Here is a 23,098-nt window from a genome sequence, read left to right on the forward strand (position 1 = left end):
CAAGGTTTTTCAGGCTGCACCTGGTTGAAAACGCCTTCGCCCGGTTGAAGCACTAGCGGGCGGCCGCATCGCGCTTCGACAAGCTCAAGCGGAATTATGAAAGCGCAGTGGCCATGGCCTGCGCCTTTCTTTGGCTACCCATGTGAAACGGGAACAGCCCCTAACTCCGCACTTTACGCTTCTCATGGCGCTTGTGCTCTCCCATTTCCTGCTTCCAGGGACGTAAAATATACAGGCAGGGGCTGGGTCATTGCGTCAGAAGCCCCCTCGAACCTCTCCCCCACCCCGCTGTCCTACTCAGCACCACCCAGCCTGTAAACCACGACCTTCGCAGGTGGGTTTGCCTCCACGCTTGTGTCATCATGCTCCGACCGCCGGTGAGTCCTCCTATAAGCCTTTCTATGAACAAACCATACGCATTGCTGCTTGCATTCGCCCTGCTCCAGGGCTGCCAGAGCCTGGCCCCGCAAAAGGCCGAGCCTCCCGTTGCCGAAGCTGGCAAGGGGGAGGCGGAAAAGCCCGTGGTGTATGGCTCGTTCAAGCAGGACACACTCTATAGCCTGTTGGTGGCAGAGCTGGCCGGCCAGCGCAACCGTTTCGACATCGCCCTGGCCAACTACACCGATCAGGCGGCAAAAACCCAGGATCCTGGGGTTTCCGAGCGCGCCTACCGCATTGCCGAGTACCTCGGCGCCGACGAGCCGTCACTGGAGAATGCGCTGGTCTGGGCGCGCAACGACCCGCAGAACCTCGACGCACAGCGCGCCGCCGCCATCCAGCTGGCCCGCGCCGGTCGCTATGACGAGTCCATGACCTACATGGAAAAGGTACTGCAGGGCAAGGGCGACACCCACTTCGACTTCCTCGCCCTTTCCGCAGCCGAAACCGACCAGAGCACCCGCGACGGCCTGCTACACAGTTTCGAACGCCTGCTGGTGAAATACCCCGACAACGGCCAGCTGATATTCGGCAAGGCCCTGTTGCTGAACCAGGACGGCAAGACAGAAGAAGCCTTGGAACTGCTCGAGTCGCACCCGCCACAAAACGGCGAAGTCGCTCCGATCCTGCTGCGCGCCCGACTGCTGCAGGCCCTGGACCGTGGTCCGGAAGCCCTGCCACTGCTGCGTGGGGCAATTCGCGACAACCCGGACGACAAACGCCTGCGCCTGACCTACGCTCGCACCCTGGTCGAACAGGATCGTATCGCCGATGCCAAAGGCGAATTCATCAGCCTGGTCCAGCAATACCCCGATGATGACGAGTTGCGCTACTCGCTGGCGCTGGTGTGCCTTGAGAACAAAGACTGGGATGAAGCCGAAGGCTACTTGCAGGAACTGGTCGAGCGAGACAGCAACGTCGACGCCGCGCACCTGAACCTGGGCCGCATCCAAGAGGAGCGCCACGACCCTGCAGGCGCTCTGCGTGAATACGCCCTGGTCGGCCCAGGCCCAGACTACCTGCCGGCACAGCTGCGCCAGGCCGACATCCTGATCGCCAACGGCCGCGGCAGTGATGCCTCGCGCCTGCTCGCCGAAGCACGCGAAGCCCAGCCAGACTACGCCATCCAGCTATTCCTGATCGAATCGGAAAGCTATAGCAACAACAATAAGGACGCCCAGGCCAACCAGGTGCTGCAGCAAGCCATCCAGCGCTACCCGGACGACCTCAACCTGCTTTACACCCGCGCCATGCTGGCCGAAAAGCGCAACGATCTGGCGCAGATGGAAAAAGACCTGCGCGCCATCATCGCCCGCGAGCCAGAAAACGCCATGGCCTTGAACGCCCTGGGCTACACCCTGGCCGACCGAACCACCCGCTATGCCGAAGCCAAGGTGCTGATCGACAAGGCCCACCAACTGACCCCCGATGACCCGGCAGTGCTCGACAGCCTGGGTTGGGTCAACTATCGCTTGGGCAACCTCGACGTCGCTGAAACCTACCTGCGCCAGGCCTTTGCCAACTTCCCCGACCACGAAGTGGCCGCCCACCTGGGCGAAGTGCTGTGGGCCAACGGCAAGCGCCGCGAAGCTCGCCATGTATGGGCCAAGGGCTTCGAAGCCCAGGCCGACAGCCCTATCCTGCGCAAGACCCTTTTGCGCCTGACCGGATCCGAGACTCTTTAACGCCATGTTCCTGCGCCATTGCATCACCTTTACCTTGATCGCCCTGCTGGCCGGCTGTGCCGGCTTCGGTAGCCGAGAAGCCCTGCAGGGCCACGGCGACCCGCAACAGTGGCGCGCCCATAAAGAGCAACTGAGCAACCTTGATGGCTGGCAGATCAGCGGCAAGGTAGGCATCCGTGCCCCGCGCGACTCTGGCAGCGGCACGCTGTTCTGGCTGCAACGCCAGGACTACTATGACATTCGCCTGGCCGGCCCACTGGGTCGTGGCGCCGCACGCCTGACCGGCCGCCCGGGTGGCGTCGTGCTGGAGGTGGCCAACCAGGGCCGCTACGAAGCTGCCAGCCCTGAAGCGCTGCTGGAAGAGCAACTGGGCTGGCAACTGCCGGTGTCGCACCTGGTCTGGTGGGTTCGCGGCCTGCCCGCTCCCGACAGCAAGAGCAAGCTGACCCTGGACGGCGACAGCCGCCTGGCCAGCCTGGACCAGGATGGCTGGCAGGTGCAGTACCTGAGCTACACCGAACAGAACGGCTACTGGTTGCCCGAGCGCCTGAAGCTGCACGGCAAGGACCTGGACGTAACCCTGGTGGTCAAGGACTGGCAGCCACGCCAGCTGGGGCACTGATCCCATGCACAAGCTCACCCTGCCCGCCCCGGCCAAGCTCAACCTGTGGCTGCACATCATCGGCCGCCGCGCGGACGGTTACCACGAGCTGGAAACGGTGTTCCAGTTTCTCGACCACGGCGACGAACTGAGCTTCGCCCTGCGTGACGATGGCGTGATCCACTTGCACACCGAGATCGAGGCAGTCCCCCACGACAGCAACCTGATCGTGCGGGCCGCGCGTATGTTGCAGGCGCAATCGGGTACCACCCTAGGTGCCGACATCTGGCTGACCAAGTTACTGCCCATGGGCGGTGGTATCGGCGGCGGTAGCTCGGACGCCGCGACCACCCTGCTGGCCCTCGCCCACCTGTGGCAACTGGACTGGGACGAAGACCGCCTGGCCGCACTGGGCCTGAGCCTGGGCGCCGATGTGCCGGTGTTCGTACGCGGCCACGCAGCATTCGCGCAAGGCGTAGGCGAACAACTGACCCCGGTCGACCCGATCGAACCCTGGTATGTCGTGCTGGTGCCGCAAGTGTCTGTCAGCACAGTAGAAATTTTTTCACATCCACAGTTGACACGTGATTCTCTCCCCCTTAAGATGCGCCCCGTTCCCGAGGGAAACAGTCGAAATGACTGCCAACCGGTGGTAGAGCAGAATTACCCTGAAGTTCGCAATGCGTTGAATTCACTGGGAAAATTCACTGAGGCTCGACTAACCGGCACTGGAAGTTGTGTGTTTGGGGCCTTCCCAAGCAAAGCCGAAGCTGATAAAGTTCTGGCCCTTCTTTCAGCGACCCAAACAGGGTTTGTGGCGAAAGGAAGCAATATTTCGATGTTGCATCGCAAGCTGCAAAGTCTGGTCAAGAAGTCGAGCGCATGAGCGTTCGCAGCAACAGATACAGGGGCGTCGCCAAGCGGTAAGGCAGCAGGTTTTGATCCTGCCATGCGTTGGTTCGAATCCAGCCGCCCCTGCCATTTTCCTTATACTCATCCAGGTATACCCTCAGCCTTCAGGTACTGCGCGTGTCCAAGATGATGGTCTTTACGGGGAACGCTAACCCCGATCTGGCTCGGCGTGTCGTACGTCAGCTGCATATCCCTCTCGGTGACGTCTCTGTCGGTAAATTCTCCGACGGCGAGATCAGTACTGAGATCAATGAAAATGTTCGCGGTAAAGACGTTTTCATTATTCAGCCGACCTGCGCTCCGACCAACGATAACCTGATGGAACTGGTAGTGATGGCCGACGCCTTCCGCCGCTCCTCAGCATCCCGAATCACCGCCGTGATTCCTTACTTCGGATATGCCCGCCAGGACCGCCGTCCGCGTTCGGCACGTGTAGCCATCAGCGCCAAAGTCGTTGCTGACATGCTCACTGTCGTAGGTATCGACCGTGTACTCACCGTCGACCTGCACGCTGACCAGATCCAAGGCTTCTTCGATATCCCCGTCGACAACATCTACGGCTCGCCCGTACTGGTTGACGACATCGAAGACCAGCGTTTCGAGAACCTCATGATCGTTTCCCCGGACATCGGTGGTGTCGTGCGCGCACGCGCTGTCGCCAAGTCCCTGGGCGTCGATCTGGGTATCATCGACAAACGCCGCGAGAAGGCTAACCACTCCGAGGTTATGCACATCATCGGCGACGTCGAAGGGCGCACTTGCATCCTGGTAGACGACATGGTCGACACCGCCGGCACCCTGTGCCACGCGGCCAAAGCCCTGAAAGAGCACGGCGCTGCCAAGGTTTACGCCTACTGCACGCACCCTGTTTTGTCGGGCCGCGCGATCGAGAACATCGAGAAGTCGGTACTGGACGAGCTGGTGGTGACCAACACCGTTCCGCTGTCCGCCGCTGCTCAAGCCTGTGACCGTATCCGCCAGCTGGATATCGCACCGGTTGTCGCTGAAGCGGTACGCCGCATCAGCAACGAAGAATCGATCAGCGCGATGTTCCGCTAAGCGGGACACGTGTTGATGTGAAGCGCCCCGCCCCAACCTGTGTTGGGGCGGGGCTTTTTTGCCATCCCCGTTGGCGCTGGTCGCAAACGCCCTCGGGGGGCTATTTTGGAGAAACAAAATGACTGATTTTATTCTGAACGCCCAAGCGCGTACTGACCTGGGGAAAGGTGCGAGCCGCCGCCTGCGTCACTCGCTGAGCATCCCAGCCGTTGTCTACGGTGGTGATAAAGAAGCTCAATCCCTGACCATTCTGGCCAAGGAAATCACCAAGCTGTTCGAAAACGAAGCTGCCTTCAGCCACGTTATCGAGCTGAACGTTGACGGTGTTAAGCAGAACGTCATCATCAAGGCCATGCAGCGCCACCCAGCCAAGCAGTTCATCATGCACGCTGACTTCGTCCGCGTCGTTGCTGGCCAGAAACTGACCGCCAAGGTTCCGGTTCACTTCATCAACGAAGAAGCCCCGGCCAAGAAAGGCGGCGAGATCTCCCACGTTGAGTCCGAGATCGAAGTTTCCTGCGAAGCCAAAGACCTGCCTGAGTTCATCGAAGTTGACCTGGCCAACGCCGAAGTCGGCACCATCATCCACCTGTCGGACCTGAAAGCTCCGAAAGGCGTAGAGTTCGTCGCTCTGGCCCACGGTGATGACAAAGCTGTTGCCAACGTTCACGCTCCACGCGTTGCTCCAGAAGCAGAAGGCGCTGCCGAGTAATCCACTCGCACGCCGGCGTTGATCGGGTTACAGTGCCGCGCGCACTGTAACCCACCAACTCCAAGGAAGAGCCCCTGACGTGACCGCCATCCAGTTGATCGTCGGCCTGGGTAACCCCGGCCCCGAATACGAACAGACCCGGCATAACGCAGGGGCTCTTTTCGTTGAACGCATTGCCAGCGCCCAGCGTGTTTCGCTGACCGCTGACAAAAAGTATTTCGGCCTGACGGCTAAATTCAGCCATCAGGGCAACGACGTTCGTTTGTTGATCCCCACCACCTACATGAACCGCAGCGGCCAGTCCGTAGCGGCCTTGGCCAATTTCTTCCGCATCAAGCCGGAAGCGATACTGGTGGCACACGACGAACTCGATCTGCCCCCGGGCGTTGCCAAGCTCAAGCGCGGCGGCGGCCATGGTGGGCACAACGGCCTGCGCGACATCATCGCGCAGCTCGGTAACCAGAACGACTTCCACCGCCTGCGGCTTGGCATCGGCCACCCGGGTGACGCCAAACTGGTATCCAACTTCGTCCTGGGCCGCGCGCCGCGCGCCGAGCAGGAGAAGCTCGACGCCAGCATCGATTTTGCCCTCGGCGTGCTGCCGGACGTGCTCGCCGGCGATTTCGCCAAGGCGATGCGCGAGCTGCACAGCCAGAAGGCCTGATTTCCTTTAGAGAGGGGAATACCCATGGGTTTCAATTGCGGCATCGTCGGCCTGCCCAACGTCGGCAAGTCCACCCTGTTCAACGCCCTGACCAAGTCTGGCATCGCGGCGGAGAATTTCCCTTTCTGCACCATCGAGCCAAACAGCGGCATCGTACCTATGCCCGACGCTCGCCTGGCTGCGCTGGCTGAGATCGTCAAGCCAAACCGCATCCTGCCGACCACCATGGAGTTCGTCGACATCGCCGGCCTGGTTGCCGGTGCCTCGAAAGGCGAAGGCCTGGGCAACAAGTTCCTCGCCAACATCCGCGAGACCGACGCCATTGCCCACGTGGTGCGCTGCTTCGAAGACGAGAACGTGATCCACGTTTCCAACAGCGTCGACCCCAAGCGTGACATCGAGATCATCGACCTCGAACTGATCTTCGCCGACCTCGACAGCTGCGAAAAGCAACTGCAGAAGGTAGCCCGCAACGCCAAGGGCGGCGACAAGGAAGCCTTGGCGCAAAAGGCCATTCTGGAAAAGCTGATCCCGCACTTCACCGAAGGCAAGCCCGCGCGCAGCCTGATGAAGCACATGGCTGACGACGAAAAGGCCGTCATCCGTGGCTTCCACCTGCTGACCAGCAAGCCGGTGATGTACATCGCCAACGTGGCCGAAGACGGCTTCGACAACAACCCGCACCTGGACGTGGTCAAGGCCATTGCCGAGGAAGAAGGCGCGGTAGTGGTGCCGGTGTGCAACAAGATCGAAGCAGAAATCGCCGAGCTGGAAGACGGTGAAGAGAAGGACATGTTCCTCGAGGCCCTGGGCCTGGAAGAGCCTGGCCTGAACCGCGTGATCCGCGCCGGTTACGAGCTGCTGAACCTGCAGACCTACTTCACTGCCGGCGTGCAGGAAGTACGCGCCTGGACCGTTCGCGTCGGTGCCACTGCCCCGCAGGCAGCCGGCGTTATCCACACCGACTTCGAAAAAGGCTTCATCCGCGCTGAAGTGGTGGCCTATGACGACTTCATCCAGTTCAAGGGTGAAGCCGGTGCCAAGGAAGCCGGTAAGTGGCGTCTGGAAGGCAAGGATTACATCGTCAAAGACGGCGACGTGATGCACTTCCGCTTCAACGTCTAAGCAGTAGCCTGCAGCACACACAAACCCCTTGAGGCTTGCGCTTCAAGGGGTTTTGTTTTGCCCTGGCATGCGCGCCCTTTGCAGGGGCGGCCTTGTGTCGCGCTGGGCCGCAAAGCGGCCCCCGCCCCCAGCATCTAAGCTGAGGTTCAGCGCCCTTCTCGCCCAGAGCCGACACCATGCCCCAACCCACTCGTTTCGACTGGCAACGCTGGTTACCCGGCCTGGTCACCCTGCTCCACTACAAGGCAGCCTGGCTACCCAAGGACATCGCCGCCGGCCTGGTGCTCACCACCATGCTGGTACCTGTGGGCATCGCCTACGCCGAGGCTTCCGGCGTCCCCGGCATCTATGGCCTGTACGCCACCATCATCCCCCTGCTGGCCTACGCCCTGTTCGGTCCCAGCCGCATCCTCGTGCTGGGCCCGGACTCGGCGCTGGCCGCGCCTATCCTGGCTGTGGTGGTGCAGTACGCCGCCAGCGACCCGCAGCGGGCGATCGCCATCGCCAGCATGATGGCACTGGTCGCCGGGGCGTTCTGTGTGATTGCCGGGCTGCTGCGCCTGGGCTTTATCACCGAGTTGCTGTCCAAGCCCATCCGCTATGGATACATGAACGGCATCGCCCTGACCGTATTGATCAGCCAGTTGCCCAAGCTGTTCGGCATCAAAGTCGACAGCGAAGGGCCCTTGCGCGACCTTTGGTACTTGGGCCAGGCGCTGTTCGCCGGCCAAGGGCACTGGCCAAGCTTCATCGTGGGTGCCGGTAGCCTGGGGCTGATTCTGCTGCTCAAACCGTTCAAGCGCCTACCGGGCATCCTGATCGCCGTGGTACTGGCGACGCTGGCAGTGAGCCTGTTCAACCTTGATCAGGTGGGCGTCAAGGTACTCGGGCAATTGCCCCAGGGCCTGCCCAGCTTCGTCTTCCCCTGGGTAAGCGACATCGACCTGATAGAAGTGTTACTGGGCGGGATTGCAGTAGCGCTGGTGTCGTTCGCCGACACCAGTGTGCTGTCACGCTCCTATGCTGCACGCCTCAAGATGCGGGTAAACCCCAACCAGGAAATGTTCGGCCTGGGCGTCGCCAACCTAGCCTCGGGGCTGTTTCAGGGAATCCCGATCAGCAGCAGTTCATCGCGCACCCCCGTGGCTGAAGCCGCCGGCTCGCAAACCCAGCTCACCGGCATCATCGGCGCGCTGGCGGTGACCCTGTTGCTGCTGGTAGCCCCCGATCTGATGCAACACCTGCCCAACAGTGCTTTGGCTGCGGTGGTCATTGCCGCAGCACTGGGGCTGTTCGAATTTGCTGACCTCAAGCGTATCTTCCGCATGCAGCAGTGGGAGTTCTGGCTGTCGTTCACCTGCTTTGTCGGCGTGGCGGTGTTCGGCGCCATTCCCGGTATCGGCATTGCTGTGGCGGTGTCGGTAATCGAGTTCCTGTGGGACGGCTGGCGGCCGCACTACGCGGTGCTCGGCCGGGCCGATGGGCTGCGCGGATACCATGACATACAGCGTTATCCACAAGCCCGGCGTATTCCAGGGCTGGTGCTGCTGCGCTGGGACGCGCCGTTGTTCTTTGCCAACGCCGAACAATTCCAGAACACGGTGATGGCGGCGGTGGACGCGTCGCCAACGCCTGTGCAGCGGGTAGTGATTGCCGCTGAGCCCGTGACCAGCATCGATATCACTTCAGCGGACATGCTGGCCGAGCTGGACCGGGCACTGGAAGCGCGAGGGGTGGAGCTGCAGTTTGCCGAAATGAAGGACCCGGTGAAGGACAAGATGCGGCAGTTCGAGTTGTTCGAGCCTATAGGGGAGAAGGCCTTTCATCCGACGGTGGGCGCAGCGGTGGATGCCTATCTGGAAGAGAGTGGGGTTGATTGGCAACCCTGAGTTTCCTGGGAGATCACCCAGCCCTTCCGGGCTGCGCTGTCGCGCAGCAAACATGAGGTGTACGGCTTTAGATCCGCAGCGACGCTGACATGTTGAAAAAGAAAAGGCGGTTGGCCCGGTAGGGCCAGCCGCCTTTTGCTTTGTTAGGGTTCGTGTGCGCGGGACAGAGATCGTAGCCAGCACTGGTGTGTGTGCGCACACCCGCGTGGGAGAGTGATCCGCACGGTATCGGCGTGAAGTCCCTGTAGGCATCAGCTGATTCAGCTGTGACCACGTATGAGAGAGTGAACCCTTTCGCCACCGTGTGCCCCGCGCGCCCTTTATCCTGCGAGGATTCATCATGGCGCGCAAGCCTTCCAAGCAACGCTTTACCGTCGTCCATCCCGATTGCGCGGCGATCGATGTCGGTGGTCGAGAGCATTTCGTGGCGGTCGATCCCCGGCACGAAAATCCCGTCCAGTCGTTCACGTCCTTTACTGACGACCTGCTCAAGATGGCTAACTGGCTTGAAAGCCTGGGGATCAAGGTCGTTGCCATGGAATCTACGGGAGTTTATTGGATTCCAATTTACGAGATTCTCAGCGAGCGCGGTTTTGAGGTTTATCTCGTCAATGCCAGAGCAACTCGACAAATCACGGGCCGTAAATCAGATGTGCTGGATTGCCAGTGGATTTGGCAACTGATGACTCATGGACTGCTCAGAGGCGCATTCCGCCCCGATGATCTGACCTGCTGCGTCCGGTCATTGGTCAGGCAGCGTGCTTCCAAAGTGAAAGACCAGGCGCAGACGCTGAACCGGATGCAAAAGGCCATGAGCCAAATGAACATCCAGCTGGCCAATGTCATCAGTGATATTTCCGGCGTAACTGGCATGAAGATTTTGCGAGCCATCTGCGCAGGTGAACGGGACCCAGTGCAACTGGCTGAACTGACCGACCGCCGCATCAAGGCAGGCAAGGAGGCTGTCGCTCGGAGTCTTCATGGCAATTGGCGGCGCGAGCATTTGCATGCGCTAACTCAGGAATTGGCTGCCTATGACTTCCTGGAGCAGCAAATTGCTGATTGTGACGACGCCATAAAAGCCGCGTTAGAGCAGTTGCCGGTGCTGCAAAACAAGCCAGAGCCATCCAATAAGCCTTTACGGAGCCCGCACCGAAACGGTGCCCGACAGACTGAATTGCATCAGACATTGTGGAAGGTTCTTGGCGTGGACCTAACCGCAATTCCAACCATTGGGGTGGACACTGCATTAGTGCTGGCAGGGGAGATCGGTACAGATCTATCACGCTTCCCGTCCTCACAGCACTTCTGCTCTTGGTTGGGACTGTCTCCCCCTACCCGAATTTCCGGCGGTCATCGACTGGCAGGTGGCGGGCCAAAAATAGTCAATCGAGCAGCTCAAGCACTCAAGCAGGCTGCATCCAATGCCCGTAACGACAAGGGTTTCATTGGTGCATCGCACCGAGCCAGGCTGACTCGAATGGATACCAGCTGCGCCATCAAGGCCACTGCGCATCAGTTGGCACGTCTGGTGTACAACCTTTTAACCAAGAAGCAGGCTTATGTTGAAAAAGGTCTTGAGGAGTTCGAAACCAGAAGCCAAGACCGGCAGGTCCGGGCTTTGCTCCGCAAAGCCCGGAAACTGGGGTATCAGCTGGTGGCCGCTTGAGTGCTTAGAAAACAGTGGGTTGCATTTTGTTTGATGAGAGCCGGGCTTAACCGCTAAGAAGCCCGCGCCGACTCCGAAGCCGGTCAATCCAGATCAACATGCCGCTGGCGTACACCGATACCGCCAGAAACAGCGCCATACGCACCGCAAACGCCTTGTACACATCCTGCCCAGCAGCACTGTCCTGCACCGACTGCCCCAGCAAGATCAGCATGGTCGTCAGGCAACTGACCCAGTATGCCGGGCTCTGCCGGCTCAGCACCGCCTGGTACAGGCGCCGCGCCTGCCAGAGGGCGAACAGCAGTACCCACAAGAAGAACATCCACAGGTGAACGAACAGGCTCAGCGCTACCCATAGCGCTATTGCCAACACCCCGGCAAGCAAGGTTGAACCGATCAGCTCTCGGCTCGCGTGCCGCGCGCGGGTTTCGCCTGCTTGTTGCCCCACACTCACGGCCTTCATGATCAACGGCATGTACTGGTCAGGGGCGATCAATGCCAGCAGAAAGGCTGGCATCACGATCAACGTGGCACGCAGCGCCACCCAACTGACATGCTCGCTGCCCAGCAGCGGCGGCACCGGCTGTGCTGGCGCATTGGCAGGTTCGGGGAACAACGAATGCGCCACTGACGTGCCCAGCACTGCCAGCAGCATGCCTTTGGCCAGCGCTTCGACCACCGACAGTGCCAGGGTGAAGTCACTGGTACCGGCAGCGGCGATCATGGTCAGGCCGATCACCAGCAGGTTGGCCAGCAAGCCGTTGCCGCCCTTCAGCGCATAGCGCAAGGTCAGGAAAACACCCACCCCGACCAGTAACACCCCGGCCAACGGAGCATGGCGCAACAGCGGAATCAGCAGCAAACCGCTGCCGCATGCGAGCAGCACCAGTAACGCCAGGGCCGGTGCTGCACGCAGGGGCAATGGCTGACTGCGCATGGCCAGCAACAGCACCGCAAACACCGGCGCCAGGATCGGCACCGGCAAGCCGATACCAAAGCTCACCGCCAGGCACAGCGCCACGCCCCAGGCCAGGCGCAGTGCGCGCAGGCGGCGCAATTCAATAGGCATACGACAGCCAGCTCATCAGCCACATGAACAACCGGCCCAGCAGGTTCATTGGGTTACCTTCGCTAGGCAGGGCCATGACCTCGGCCTGACCACCGACCCGCAGCACGGTCTTGTCCTGAAGCTGGTCGCGCTCCAGCTCGACAATCACCGGGAAGCGCTGCGCCGAACGCAGCCACTCGCGGCTGTTCTTCACGGTCGGCAGCGTACCCGGCGGCGTGCTCTGGCCCACGCTAACGCCGTAGCCAATGCTGCGTATGCGCCCCTTCAACACGGTGCCAGGCAGCGCATCGAGCACTACCAGCACCGGGGTATCAGGGCGCAAGCGACCGAGGTTGTTCTCGGTCATGTCGGCACTTATCCACACGTCATGGATACTGATCAGGGTCATCATCGGGCTGCCCGCCCCGACATAATGGCCAACGTCTGTGCGCAGATCGGTGATCAGCCCGTTCGCGTCAGCCCGCACCACGGTACGGGCAAGGTCCAGGCGCGCCTTTTCCACATTGGCCGCAGCGCTGCGCAGTTGGGCGTTGTCATCCTGTGCCCCGCCCTGCTGCTCACGGGCGCGCTCTACCTCGGCGCGGGCCGCCGCCACTTGGCTGATGGCCTGGTCGCGGTTGGCCTGGGCGCCTTCCAGGCGGCGCACCGACACCGTACCGGGGTCTTCGTCAATCAGCCGTTTAAGGCGCTCGGCGTCCTGCCGCGCCTTGCGCTCATTGGCCTGGGCTGCCACCAGCGCTGCCTGTGCCGAATCGATGCCGGCGGTACTGGCGCCGATCTGCCGGCGCACGGCATCGAGGTCGGCTTCGGCTCGGGCCAGGGCAATGCGGTACTGCTCCTGATCGAGTTCGAACAGCACATCACCCTGGCGCACCTCCTGGTTATTGCCTACGGCCACACGCTTGATCTGCCCGGCCACTTCGGCGGCCACCGGGACTACGTAAGCCTGCAGGCGAGCTTGCTGGGTGTACGGCGTATAGCGGTCAGCCAGCAAGTACCAGAGCAGGCTGACGGCAATCAGCAGCAGCACCCAGCGCATGCCGCGATCCGGGGCTGACGGGGGCGGCGTTGGCGTGGCGTCGCTCATTCGGTTTCACCCTGTGAATGCGCGGTGGGGGCTGGCTCGTCGAGCAACTCGCCCCAGTCGGTGCGTTGCTGCATTTGCCGGCGGATGGCCGGGTCGATCGGCGCGCGGCTGGCATCCCAACCACCACCCAGAGCCTTGTACAAAGTCACCAGGCTGCTGACCGCGTTGCCACGGCTGACCAGGTAACCGTCCTGTTGCTGCAACAGCAGTTGCTGAGCATCGAGCACCCGCTGAAAATCGGCGAAGCCTTCGCGATACTGCGAGCTGGCCAGATTCAGCGAGCGCTGCGCAGCCTGAGAGGCCTGCTCGCGAATGGTTGCACTCTGCAGCGAGCGCACCAGCCCGCTGGCAGCATCGTCGGCCTCACGGGCGGCTTCGCGCACGCCCTGCTGGTACAGCTCGATCAGTTGCTGCAAGCGGGCATCCTCCACGCGTACGGTGTTCTTGCGCCGGCCATAGTCGAACGGGTTCCAGATCAGGCTTGGGCCAGCAGCCAGGTCGAAGGTGTCGGGCAGATGATTGGCCGATAAAAAGGTCCAGCCGATACTGCCGAGCAAGCTCAGCTGTGGATAAAGATCGGCCTCGGCCACCCCGACCAGTGCCGACTGCGCTGCTACTGCCTGCTCGGCGGCGCGGATGTCCGGGCGGCGCTGCAGCAGGCTGGCAGGTACATCCTGCAACACTGCCCGGTCAGGCAAGGGCAGCTGGCCATGGCCGACCGCCAGCTGCGGCAGCGGCCCGGGCGGGCGGCCGAGCAGCGAGCACAGCACATTGCGCAGGGCATTGAGCTGGTTCTCGAACTCGGGAATGGTGGCCAGGGTCGCCAGATATTGAGTACGCGCCTGCTGCCAGTCGAGCTCGTCATTTTCGCCGTGGCGGAACAACCGCTCAGTGATCTCCAGGCTACGCGCCTGACGCTTGGCGTTCTCTTGCGCGATAGCCAGCCGCGCTTCGGCGGTACGCAGGGCAAAGTAGGTGTCGGCCACTTGCGCACGCAGCAGCAGCATGGCGTCGGCGTAGTTGGCCTGGGAGGCGAAGTAGGCGGCGTCGGCGCTTTCGATGGCGCGACTGAAGCGGCCCCAGAAGTCAATTTCCCAGCCGATGTCGAAGCCCACGCTGGATTGCCAGAACACTGAATCACGGGCCGAAGGCGTACCAGACTGATTCTGCTTCAGGTACAGGCTCTGCGCACTCAGTTGCTGCAGCTGCGGATAACGCCCGGTCTGCACGATGGCCAACTGGGCACGGGCTTCAGCGATACGCAGGCCAGCCACGCGCAGGTTGGTGTTGTTGGTATCGGCTTCGGCTATCAGCGCATCCAGCGTCGGGTCGGCAAACACCGCCCACCACTGGCGCAGGTCGGGGGCCGCCGCGCTGTGCCCTGCCTGCTCCAGCATTGGCGTGCTCCAGCCGTCCAGCCACGGCGCTTGGGGCTTCTCGAAATCCGGACCAACCTGAGTGCAACCAGCCAGCACCATCAGCAGCCCCAGGCCATAGCAGCGGTTGGGCATGGCTCAAGCGGCGGGTGGTGCCGGTTGCTCCGGCACCTGCAGCGCAACCCATTGCCAGAACAGCACGTACGCCACGCCGAGGATTACCGGGCCGATGAACAAGCCGATGATGCCTTTGACCACCATGCCGCCCAATGCCCCGATCAGTACCACCGGCATCGGTACATCAACCCCGCGCCCCAGCAGCAGCGGCTTGAGCACATTGTCGGCAAGGCCGGCGACGAAGGTGTAGATGGCAAAAATGATGGTCGCCACGGTAAAACCTTCGACGTTGAACATATAGATGATCACCGGCACGGTAACCAGCGTCGCCGGGGCCTGTGCAATGCCCAGCATGAGGATGGCGATGGCCAGCATCCCGGCACCGGGAACTCCTTTGACGACAAAACCGACACCGATCAGCAACATCTGGATGAAGGCAATGCCGATCACCCCTTGCGCCACCGCGCGAATGGTGGCGGTGCACAGCTTGGCCAAGGGTTTACCGCGCTCTTCGCCTGATACCCGCATGGCGATACGCTGCGCAGCGATTTCACCGCGATCACCGAAGGCCATGATGACCCCGGAAATAATGATTGCGCCGATGAACAGCAGGAAGGCCCCACCGGCGCTGGCAGCAGCGCCCAGCACCGTTAGCCCGGCCCCCTTGATCTGGGGCATCCACTGGTTCAGCACACTGGCCATGTTTTCGGAGGCCGCCAACCACAGCGCATGCACCTTCGGCCCGATCAGTGGCCAGGTCGCCACCGAATCAGGCGGGACCGGCACGCTCCAGGCGCCGCTCTTGAGTAGCGTCACCAGGCTGTCCACCGATTCGCCGATGGACATCACCACCAGGTAGATAGGCACCAGCAGCACTACCAGAACCAATAGCACCAACAGCGTCGCCGCATAACCTTGCCTGAACCCGGTGCGGCGCTGGATGCGGCAATGCAATGGGTACAAGGTGACCGCCAGAATCACCGCCCACAGCATCAACTCCAGGAACGGCTGGAACACCTGAAAGGCGAAGGTCACCAAGACTGCCACCAGGCCTGCCTTGATGAGCACATCGAGCAAGCCCCGCGAAAGGGCGCTGTCCAGCCTGGAACTCGACTGCATGATTCACCTCCCGATATTCAATGCGCCAGCAAGGCGCAATTCACTGGCCCGTTTCAGGGGATGCCTGAGCAGGGCTGTCATCGCGCATCTGCCGCGCCAGGGCCATCATGACCAAGGGCACCACCGCCATCGACAGGGTGATGGCCAGCACCAGCAGGTCGTGTACCTGCGGGGTGAGTACCTGGTGCTCCAGCGCCAGCTTGAACACCACGAAGGCGAACTCGCCCCCCGAAGCCAGCACCACGCCCAGGCAGAGCGCCTGGGCCTTGTTGAGCCCACCCATCGTGCGCCCCAGGCCATACAACAAGGGCAGCTTGATAGCGACCAGCAGCAACGTCAGGCCCAACACCATCAGCGGCATGCCGAACAGCAAGCGCAGGTCGGCACTCATACCTACGCCAACGAAGAACAATCCCAGCAGCAGGCCTTTGATAGGCTCGATCTGGGTTTCCAGTTCGTGGCGAAACGGCGACTCAGCCATCAGTACGCCGGCCAGGAAGGCCCCCAGCGCCATTGACACACCCACATGCTCCATCAACCAAGCGGTGCCGAGCACGACCAGCAAGGCCGTGGCGGTCGACAGTTCAGGCAGGCCCGAACCCACCGTCCACTTGAATATCGGGGTCAGCAGATAGCGGCCAAAAACAATCAGCACACCAATGCCGACAACCACAGCCAACAAGGGCCAGGCACCTTCGTCAGCGGTGCTGACATCGCCACCGAGCAACGGCACCACTGCAATCAAGGGAATGGCGGCAATGTCCTGGAACAGCAGGATGGCCACGGCCAGGCGGCCATGAGGTTTGCCCAGGTCCTTGCGCTCGGCCAGTACCTGCAAGCCAAAGGCGGTGGACGACAGCGCCAGGCCCAGGCCCAGCACGATGGCGGCAGGTTTCGATTGGTCGAACAGCCAGAATGCCAGTAGCCCAAGCAGTACGGCGGTCAGCCCCACTTGCAGACTGCCGACGCCAAATAGCGCCCGGCGCATGGTCCACAGACGCTTTGGGGACAGCTCCAGGCCAATCACGAACAACAGCATGACCACGCCCATTTCCGACAGCCGCGCCACGTTGTCCGGATTGCCAAGCAGGCCAAACACCGACGGACCAATCAGGATACCCGCCAACAGGTATCCCGGTACTGCGCCCATTTTCAGACGCTGCGCCAGCGGTACCAGAAGCACCACAGCCAAAAGGAATACCACCGTCGCCTGCAACAGGCTGCCGTCATGTGGCATGAACTCGTACCTTCGCAGCTCCCGGCAGGGAGGGGTTCAGAAGCGTTCTTCGACGAACTTGAACGGGTAGGCGACAGCCGTGTACTTGCCGATCTTGCCGCGTTTGGGCAGCTTCACGTGCTGGTCGCGGGTTATGTCTTTGTAAGGAATACGGCTGAGCAGATGGCTGATGATATTCAGCCGGGCGCGACGTTTGTCGTTGGAATTGGCCACGAACCAAGGTGCCCAAGCGGTATCCGATGCCTGGAACATATCGTCACGCGCTTGGGTGTAGTCATCCCAGCGGGTATACGACTTGAGGTCCATCGGCGATAACTTCCACAGCTTGCGGCCGTCGTTGATGCGGTCCTGCAGGCGCCGGGTCTGCTCATCGGCGCTGACTTCAAGCCAGTACTTGATGAGGATGATCCCCGAATCGACCATGACCCTCTCGAACACAGGTACACCGGTCAGAAACTTGTCCACTTGCTCGCCAGAGCAAAAGCCCATTACCCGCTCAACGCCCGCACGGTTGTACCAACTGCGATCAAAGATCACCACTTCACCCGCCGCTGGCAGATGGCCCAGGTAGCGCTGCAGGTACATCTGTGTCTTTTCCCGCTCGGTCGGTGCGGGCAGCGCCACTACACGAAACACCCGCGGGCTGACACGCTCGGTAATGGCCTTGATGGTGCCACCCTTGCCGGCGCCATCGCGGCCTTCGAAGACAATGCATACCTTCAGGCCCTTAGCGACCACCCACTCCTGTAGCTTCACCAACTCTACATGCAGGTTCTTGAGCGCTTTTTCGTACGCCTTACCGCCCAGCTTTTCTGGCTGTTTTTTTGGGGGCTTCCTGGACGGCTTCGACATGACACGCTCCTGAAGGCGAATGAAGAGTCAGTATGGTCGATTAATGCCAGTTTGCCGCTTCGCTTGCAGATTGATATGGGGGCTGTCATGCAGCCCCCAGGAGGCACTATTTGGCCAGCTTGTTATAGCTGGTCATCAGGTTGCGGTAGTCCGGGATATGGTTGGAGAACAGGGTACCCAGCCCTTCGATGTCGTTGCGCCAGTCACGGTGCAGTTCGCAGGCCACGCCGAACCAGGTCATCAGTTGCGCCCCGGCAGCCTCCATGCGTCGCCAGGCCGAGTCACGGGTCAGTTCGTTGAACGTGCCGGAGGCGTCGGTGACGACGAATACCTCGAAGCCCTCCTCCAATGCCGACAGGGCCGGGAAGGCCACGCATACTTCAGTGACCACACCAGCAATCAGCAGCTGCTTCTTGCCGGTGGCTTTTACCGCTTTGACGAAATCTTCGTTGTCCCAGGCGTTGATATTGCCCGGGCGCGCAATGTAGGGGGCATCAGGGAACTGCTCTTTCAGTTCCGGCACCAGCGGGCCGTTGGGGCCCGTCTCGAAACTGGTGGTGAGGATGGTCGGCAGCTTGAAGTATTTGGCCAGGTCAGACAGGGCCAACACGTTGTTCTTGAAGCGGTCGGGGTCGATGTCCCTTACCAGCGAGAGCAAGCCGGTTTGGTGGTCGACCAGCAGTACGGCTGCGTTGTTCTTGTCCAGACGCGTGTATTGGAAGGCCACGGTGGATCTCCTTGCTTCAGCGGGTTGGGAGTATCAGCGTAGGCAAGGATGGAGGGTGGGAGAGACCGTCAGTCGGCTTGCCTGTTGTGGCGTGCCCTCCATCACTTCACAAATTTCTGAACTGATTATTTGCCGCCAGCGATTTTTCCCCTCGCCAACCGCCACCAGAATCGCTTCACCACAATCACAATAAACCGTGAGGCCACTCCCGTGGACCAGACACTTCAAGTGCGGCAAGCCGCCGCCGACCTCGTCGCGGCGTTCGCCAGCAACGACACCGCCCGCTATTTCGCCTGCTTCAGCGAAGACGCCACCTTTCTATTCCACACCTTGGCGCATCCGCTGCTGTCGCGTCGCGCCTATGAAGAGCTCTGGGCCCAGTGGCAGGCCGAGGACTTTGCCGTGCTTGCCTGCGAGTCGGGGAACGCCCACGTAAGCCTGCACGGCGACGTGGCTATTTTCATGCACGATGTGGCCACGCGTATCCGCATCAGCGGTGAAGAGCACCCATTGAGCGAGCGCGAGACCATTGTCTTCCGCCGCCATGGTGACCAGTGGCTGGCCTGCCACGAGCACCTGTCGGTCGTAACACCGGCCTGATCACACTTTACGCGGCGCTGCCGCCCTGCCATCGCACCCACAAAAAGGCCCGCGCACTGCGCTGGCTACAACAACCGCGCTGGAGCATCACCATGAGCCATTCGACCGGTATCGAGACCAACGGCGTCGAACAGATCCCCGCCGATCAACGCGACGCCTCCCCGCTAGACCTGTTCCGCCTGATCTTCGGCGGTGCCAATACCTTCGCTACCGCCGTACTGGGCAGCTTCCCGGTGCTTTTCGGGTTGTCATTCCAGGCCGGTGTATGGGCGATTCTGCTCGGCGTTGGCATCGGCGCGCTGATCCTTGCACCGATGGGGCTGTTCGGCGCGCTTAACGGCACCAACAACGCCGTCTCATCGGGTGCGCACTTTGGTGTACACGGGCGCATCGTCGGCTCGTTCCTGTCGCTGCTCACGGCGGTGGCGTTTTTCTCGCTCTCGGTGTGGAGCTCGGGCGATGCATTGGTCGGTGGTGCCAAGCGCCTGGCCGGCCTGCCAGAGACCGACCTGACCCTGGGCCTGGCCTACGGCTTGTTCGCGGTGCTGGTATTGGTGGTATGCATCTTTGGCTTCCGCTTCATGCTGTGGGTCAACAAGATTGCCGTTTGGGCCTCGAGCCTGCTGTTCCTGCTGGGCATCGTCGCGTTTGCCGGGCCCTTCGATGCGGGCTACGCAGGCAGCGTCAACCTTGGCCAGGCGGGTTTCTGGGCTGCGTTCGTGGGCGCGGCGATCCTGGCCATGAGCAACCCTGTGTCGTTCGGTGCGTTTTTGGGTGACTGGTCACGCTATATCCCGCGTGAAACACCCAAGGCGCGCATCATGCTGGCCGTGATCGCGGCACAGGGGGCGACGCTGATTCCGTTCCTGTTCGGCCTGTGTACGGCCACCCTGGTAGCCACCCAGGCACCGGACTACATTGCCGCCAACAACTATGTCGGCGGCCTGCTGGCAGTTGCACCTAGCTGGTTCTTCCTGCCGGTGTGCCTGATTGCGGTGATTGGCGGCATGTCCACCGGCACCACTGCGCTGTATGGCACCGGCCTGGACATGTCCAGCGTGTTCCCCCGCTTGCTCAGCCGTGCCGGCGCCACGCTGCTGATTGGCGTGCTGGCGATCGGCTTCATCTTCATTGGCCGCTTCACCTTCAACCTCGTGCAGAGCGTATCGACCTTTGCCGTACTGATCATTACCTGCACCAGCCCGTGGATGGTGATCATGATCCTTGGCCTGATTACCCGCCGCGGCTTCTACCACGCTGACGACCTGCAGGTATTCACCCGTGGCCAGCGTGGTGGCCACTACTGGTTCCTGCACGGCTGGAACTGGCGCGGCATGGGGGCGTGGATCCCCAGCGCGGCGGTTGGCCTGTGCTTCGTCAACCTGCCGGGGCAGTTCGTCGGCCCACTGGGTGACCTGGCGGGCGGCATCGACCTGAGCCTGCCGGTCACGCTGGGGCTGGCTGGCGTGCTGTACCTGCTGTTGCTCAACCTGTTCCCTGAACCTGCTGGCGTGTATGGCCCCCTGGGCCCGCGATGGGTGCGTTGCAAAAGCACCGCGCATACGCCTGTGACCACTGCCGAAATGGCCTGACTGGAAACCGACCATGACCACTTCCCACTATATCGCCGGCCATTGGGTCGAAGGCCAAGGCAGCGACTGCATCAGCGTCAACGACCCTGCGCTGGGGCAACCGTTCGCCGAGCTGATGGCCGCCAGCGTGAGCCAGGTCGACCAGGCCGTCGCCGCTGCCCGCAGCGCCCTGCCCGCCTGGAAAAGCACCTGCGCCAGTGAACGTGCCGCCTTCCTGCGTGGTTTTGCCGAACAGCTCGGGCAGCGCCGTGAAGCGCTTGTCAGCGTGCAGATGCGCAATAACGGCAAACCGCGTCACGAAGCGGAAATCGACCTGGATGACGCCATCGCCACCTTTGGCTATTACGCCGAGCTGGCCGAGCAGCTGCCATCGAAAAACCGCACTGTGCCGCTGGCTGCGCCGGGTTTCACCGCCCGCACCCGCCTTGAACCGGTGGGCGTGGTCGGCCTGATCGTGCCGTGGAACTTCCCGTTGGTGACCAGCGCCTGGAAACTTGCCCCGGCCCTGGCCGCCGGGTGCACCGTGGTGCTCAAGCCTTCAGAGGTCACGCCGCTGATCGAGCAGGCCTACGGCCAGATCGCCGACGCCTTGGGCCTGCCGGCCGGGGTACTGAACATCATCAACGGCAAGGCCGAGACCGGCGCCGCGCTAAGCAACCACAACGGCCTGGACAAGTTGTCGTTCACAGGTAGCAACAGCGTCGGCAGCCAGGTGATGCGCAGCGCTTCGGCGCAGTGCCGACCGGTGACGCTGGAACTGGGCGGCAAGTCGGCCATCGTTGTGTTCGAGGATTGCGATGTCGACCAAGCGGTGGAATGGATTGTTGCCGGCATCAGCTGGAACGCCGGCCAGATGTGTTCGGCCACATCGCGGCTGCTGGTACAGGACGGCATTGCCGATGCTCTGCTGCCGCGCTTGCAGGCGGCACTGGAAAACTTGCGGGTGGGTAATCCTTTGACCGAAGAGGTCGACATGGGCCCGCTGACCAGCCAGGCGCAGTGGCTGAAGGTGGCCAGTTACTTTGCCACGGCGCGCGAAGAAGGTTTGCAGTGCCTGGCTGGCGGCCATGCACTGGACCGTGAAGGCTGGTTCGTCAGCCCGACGCTGTATACCGATGTGCCGAAAGACAGCCGCCTATGGACCGAGGAAATCTTTGGCCCAGTGCTCTGCGCACGGCGCTTTACCACCGAGGAGCAGGCCATTGCCGAAGCCAATGACAGCCGCTTTGGGCTGGTCGCCACGGTGTGCTCCGCCGACCTGGAGCGCGCCGAGCGCGTGGCCGATGCGCTGGAGGTTGGCCATGTGTGGATCAACTCGGTGCAGGCGGTGTTCGTCGAAACGTCATGGGGTGGCACCAAGGGCAGCGGGATCGGCCGTGAGCTGGGGCCTTGGGGGTTGTCAGCCTATCAGTCGGTCAAGCATGTGACGCGCTGCCTGGGCTGATATCGCAAGGGACCGCGTTATGGCACCGGCTCTGCCGGTGTTCGCGGGTAAACCCGCTCCTACAGCGGCCTGTGTCCAACCCCCGGTGTGTGTCCACCACCAATCGCTGGTAGGAGCGGGTTTACCCGCGAATACGGTGGCGGCGGCAACAGTGAACGGCGGGGGGAAATTGGCCAGCAGGGCCGGCCTCTTCGCGGGTGAACCCGCTCCTACACGACGGCCTGTGTCCAACCCCCGAGGTGTGTCCACCACCAATCTGCGTAGGAGCGGGTTTACCCGCGAATACGGTGGCGGCGGCAACGGTGAACGGCGGGTGGAGATTGGCCAGCAGGGCCGGCCTCTTCGCGGGTAAACCCGCTCCTACACGACGGCTTGTGTCCAACCCCCGAGGTGTGTCCACCACCAATCTGCGTAGGAGCGGGTTTACCCGCGAATACGGTGGCGGCGGCAACGGTGAACGGCGGGTGGAGATTGGCCAGCAGGGCCGGCCTCTTCGCGGGTGAACCCGCTCCTACACGGCGGCCTGTGTCCCCCCCCGAGGTGTGTCCACCACCAATCTGCGTAGGAGCGGGTTTACCCGCGAATACGGTGGCGGCGGCAACGGTGAACGGCGGGTGGAGATTGGCCAGCAGGGCCGGCCTCTTCGCGGGTGAACCCGCTCCTACACGGCCTGTGTCCCCCCCCGAGGTGTGTCCACCACCAATCCGCGTAGGAGCGGGTTTACCCGCGAATACGGTGGCGGCGGCAACAGTGAACGGCGGGGGGAAATTGGCCAGCAGGGCCGGCCTCTTCGCGGGTAAACCCGCTCCTACACGACGGCTTGTGTCCAACCCCCGAGGTGTGTCCACCACCAATCTGCGTAGGAGCGGGTTTACCCGCGAATACGGTGGCGGCGGCAACGGTGAACGGCGGGTGGAGATTGGCCAGCAGGGCCGGCCTCTTCGCGGGTGAACCCGCTCCTACACGGCGGCCTGTGTCCAATCCCCGGTGCGTGTCCACCACCAATCTATGGTAGGAGCGGGTTTACCCGCGAATACGGTGGCGGCGGCAACGGTGAAAGGCGGGTGGGGATTGGCCAGCAGGGTCGGCCCTTTCGCGGGTGAACCCGCTCCTACAAGCTGGAC

19 protein-coding genes, 1 tRNA gene and 1 pseudogene are annotated in these 23,098 nt (G+C 62.0%); 14 read left to right on the top strand and 7 right to left on the bottom strand.

Annotation, left to right across the window (positions count from 1 at the left end):
• Positions 1-17 precede the first annotated feature (17 nt).
• From J3A98_RS20445 to J3A98_RS20495, 11 genes and pseudogenes are all read left to right on the top strand, one after another.
• Positions 18-146, top strand: a pseudogene (locus J3A98_RS20445) (IS5/IS1182 family transposase); the annotation flags it as partial.
• A 255-nt stretch (positions 147-401) separates the two neighbouring features.
• Positions 402-2,123: a tetratricopeptide repeat protein gene (locus J3A98_RS20450; RefSeq protein WP_209968041.1), complete on the top strand. Its 1,722-nt coding sequence runs from the start codon at positions 402-404 to the stop codon at positions 2,121-2,123.
• Between the two features lie 4 nt (positions 2,124-2,127).
• Positions 2,128-2,745, top strand: coding sequence for a lipoprotein insertase outer membrane protein LolB (gene lolB, locus J3A98_RS20455; protein ID WP_209968043.1), 618 nt, complete (start codon positions 2,128-2,130; stop codon positions 2,743-2,745).
• 4 nt (positions 2,746-2,749) lie between these two features.
• Positions 2,750-3,610 carry a 4-(cytidine 5'-diphospho)-2-C-methyl-D-erythritol kinase gene (ispE, locus tag J3A98_RS20460; RefSeq protein ID WP_209968045.1) on the top strand — a complete coding sequence of 287 codons (861 nt, stop codon included), beginning with the start codon at positions 2,750-2,752 and terminating at the stop codon, positions 3,608-3,610.
• A 20-nt stretch (positions 3,611-3,630) separates the two neighbouring features.
• Positions 3,631-3,705: transfer RNA gene (locus J3A98_RS20465), tRNA-Gln, on the top strand.
• Positions 3,706-3,753: 48 nt separating this feature from the next.
• On the top strand, positions 3,754-4,695 hold the full coding sequence (locus J3A98_RS20470) for a ribose-phosphate pyrophosphokinase (RefSeq protein WP_003247410.1): 942 nt from the start codon (positions 3,754-3,756) through the stop codon (positions 4,693-4,695).
• A gap of 118 nt (positions 4,696-4,813) precedes the next feature.
• Complete coding sequence (locus J3A98_RS20475) at positions 4,814-5,407, top strand: 50S ribosomal protein L25/general stress protein Ctc (protein ID WP_209968047.1); 594 nt, start codon at positions 4,814-4,816, stop codon at positions 5,405-5,407.
• Positions 5,408-5,486: 79 nt separating this feature from the next.
• Positions 5,487-6,071 (top strand): aminoacyl-tRNA hydrolase, encoded by a 585-nt coding sequence (gene pth, locus J3A98_RS20480; RefSeq protein WP_012270476.1) that lies wholly within the window; start codon positions 5,487-5,489, stop codon positions 6,069-6,071.
• A gap of 24 nt (positions 6,072-6,095) precedes the next feature.
• Positions 6,096-7,196: a redox-regulated ATPase YchF gene (gene ychF / locus J3A98_RS20485; protein WP_021784760.1), complete on the top strand. Its 1,101-nt coding sequence runs from the start codon at positions 6,096-6,098 to the stop codon at positions 7,194-7,196.
• A gap of 176 nt (positions 7,197-7,372) precedes the next feature.
• Positions 7,373-9,085 (top strand): sulfate permease, encoded by a 1,713-nt coding sequence (sulP, locus tag J3A98_RS20490; protein ID WP_209968048.1) that lies wholly within the window; start codon positions 7,373-7,375, stop codon positions 9,083-9,085.
• Positions 9,086-9,425: 340 nt separating this feature from the next.
• Positions 9,426-10,754 carry an IS110-like element ISPpu9 family transposase gene (locus J3A98_RS20495; protein WP_209963902.1) on the top strand — a complete coding sequence of 443 codons (1,329 nt, stop codon included), beginning with the start codon at positions 9,426-9,428 and terminating at the stop codon, positions 10,752-10,754.
• A 46-nt stretch (positions 10,755-10,800) separates the two neighbouring features.
• On the opposite strand, the gene J3A98_RS20500 is transcribed toward J3A98_RS20495, so the two are convergent.
• The 7 genes from J3A98_RS20500 to ycaC form a co-directional block, all read right to left on the bottom strand.
• Entirely contained in the window at positions 10,801-11,823 is a 1,023-nt protein-coding gene (locus J3A98_RS20500) for a DUF2955 domain-containing protein (RefSeq protein ID WP_176684955.1), read from the bottom strand.
• Positions 11,813-12,910 (bottom strand): HlyD family secretion protein, encoded by a 1,098-nt coding sequence (locus J3A98_RS20505; protein ID WP_209968050.1) that lies wholly within the window; start codon positions 12,908-12,910, stop codon positions 11,813-11,815. The genes J3A98_RS20500 and J3A98_RS20505 overlap by 11 nt, the downstream gene beginning before the upstream one ends.
• Positions 12,907-14,421, bottom strand: a complete 1,515-nt coding sequence (locus tag J3A98_RS20510; protein ID WP_209968052.1) for a TolC family protein — start codon at positions 14,419-14,421, stop codon at positions 12,907-12,909. Before J3A98_RS20510 ends, J3A98_RS20505 begins: the two co-directional genes overlap by 4 nt.
• Positions 14,422-14,424: 3 nt before the next feature.
• On the bottom strand, positions 14,425-15,522 hold the full coding sequence (locus J3A98_RS20515) for an AI-2E family transporter (RefSeq protein ID WP_176684952.1): 1,098 nt from the start codon (positions 15,520-15,522) through the stop codon (positions 14,425-14,427).
• Positions 15,523-15,562: 40 nt separating this feature from the next.
• Positions 15,563-16,759, bottom strand: a complete 1,197-nt coding sequence (locus J3A98_RS20520) for a monovalent cation:proton antiporter-2 (CPA2) family protein (RefSeq protein WP_209968054.1) — start codon at positions 16,757-16,759, stop codon at positions 15,563-15,565.
• A gap of 36 nt (positions 16,760-16,795) precedes the next feature.
• Positions 16,796-17,611, bottom strand: coding sequence for a polyphosphate kinase 2 (gene ppk2 / locus J3A98_RS20525; protein ID WP_209968056.1), 816 nt, complete (start codon positions 17,609-17,611; stop codon positions 16,796-16,798).
• Between the two features lie 106 nt (positions 17,612-17,717).
• The gene (gene ycaC, locus J3A98_RS20530; RefSeq protein ID WP_209968059.1) at positions 17,718-18,338 is read right to left on the bottom strand and encodes an isochorismate family cysteine hydrolase YcaC; all 621 of its coding nucleotides are present in this window, start codon (positions 18,336-18,338) and stop codon (positions 17,718-17,720) included.
• 210 nt (positions 18,339-18,548) lie between these two features.
• On the opposite strand from ycaC, the gene J3A98_RS20535 reads away from it, so the two are divergent.
• The 3 genes from J3A98_RS20535 (at position 18,549) to J3A98_RS20545 (ending at position 21,974) form a co-directional block, all read left to right on the top strand.
• Positions 18,549-18,938, top strand: coding sequence for a nuclear transport factor 2 family protein (locus J3A98_RS20535; protein ID WP_176684949.1), 390 nt, complete (start codon positions 18,549-18,551; stop codon positions 18,936-18,938).
• A gap of 92 nt (positions 18,939-19,030) precedes the next feature.
• On the top strand, positions 19,031-20,530 hold the full coding sequence (locus J3A98_RS20540; RefSeq protein ID WP_010951957.1) for a cytosine permease: 1,500 nt from the start codon (positions 19,031-19,033) through the stop codon (positions 20,528-20,530).
• 13 nt (positions 20,531-20,543) lie between these two features.
• Positions 20,544-21,974, top strand: a complete 1,431-nt coding sequence (locus J3A98_RS20545) for an aldehyde dehydrogenase family protein (protein ID WP_209968061.1) — start codon at positions 20,544-20,546, stop codon at positions 21,972-21,974.
• The last annotated feature ends 1,124 nt before the right edge of the window (positions 21,975-23,098 follow it).

This window comes from Pseudomonas sp. BP6 (genome assembly GCF_017875935.1).
Taxonomy (GTDB): domain Bacteria; phylum Pseudomonadota; class Gammaproteobacteria; order Pseudomonadales; family Pseudomonadaceae; genus Aquipseudomonas; species Aquipseudomonas putida_Y.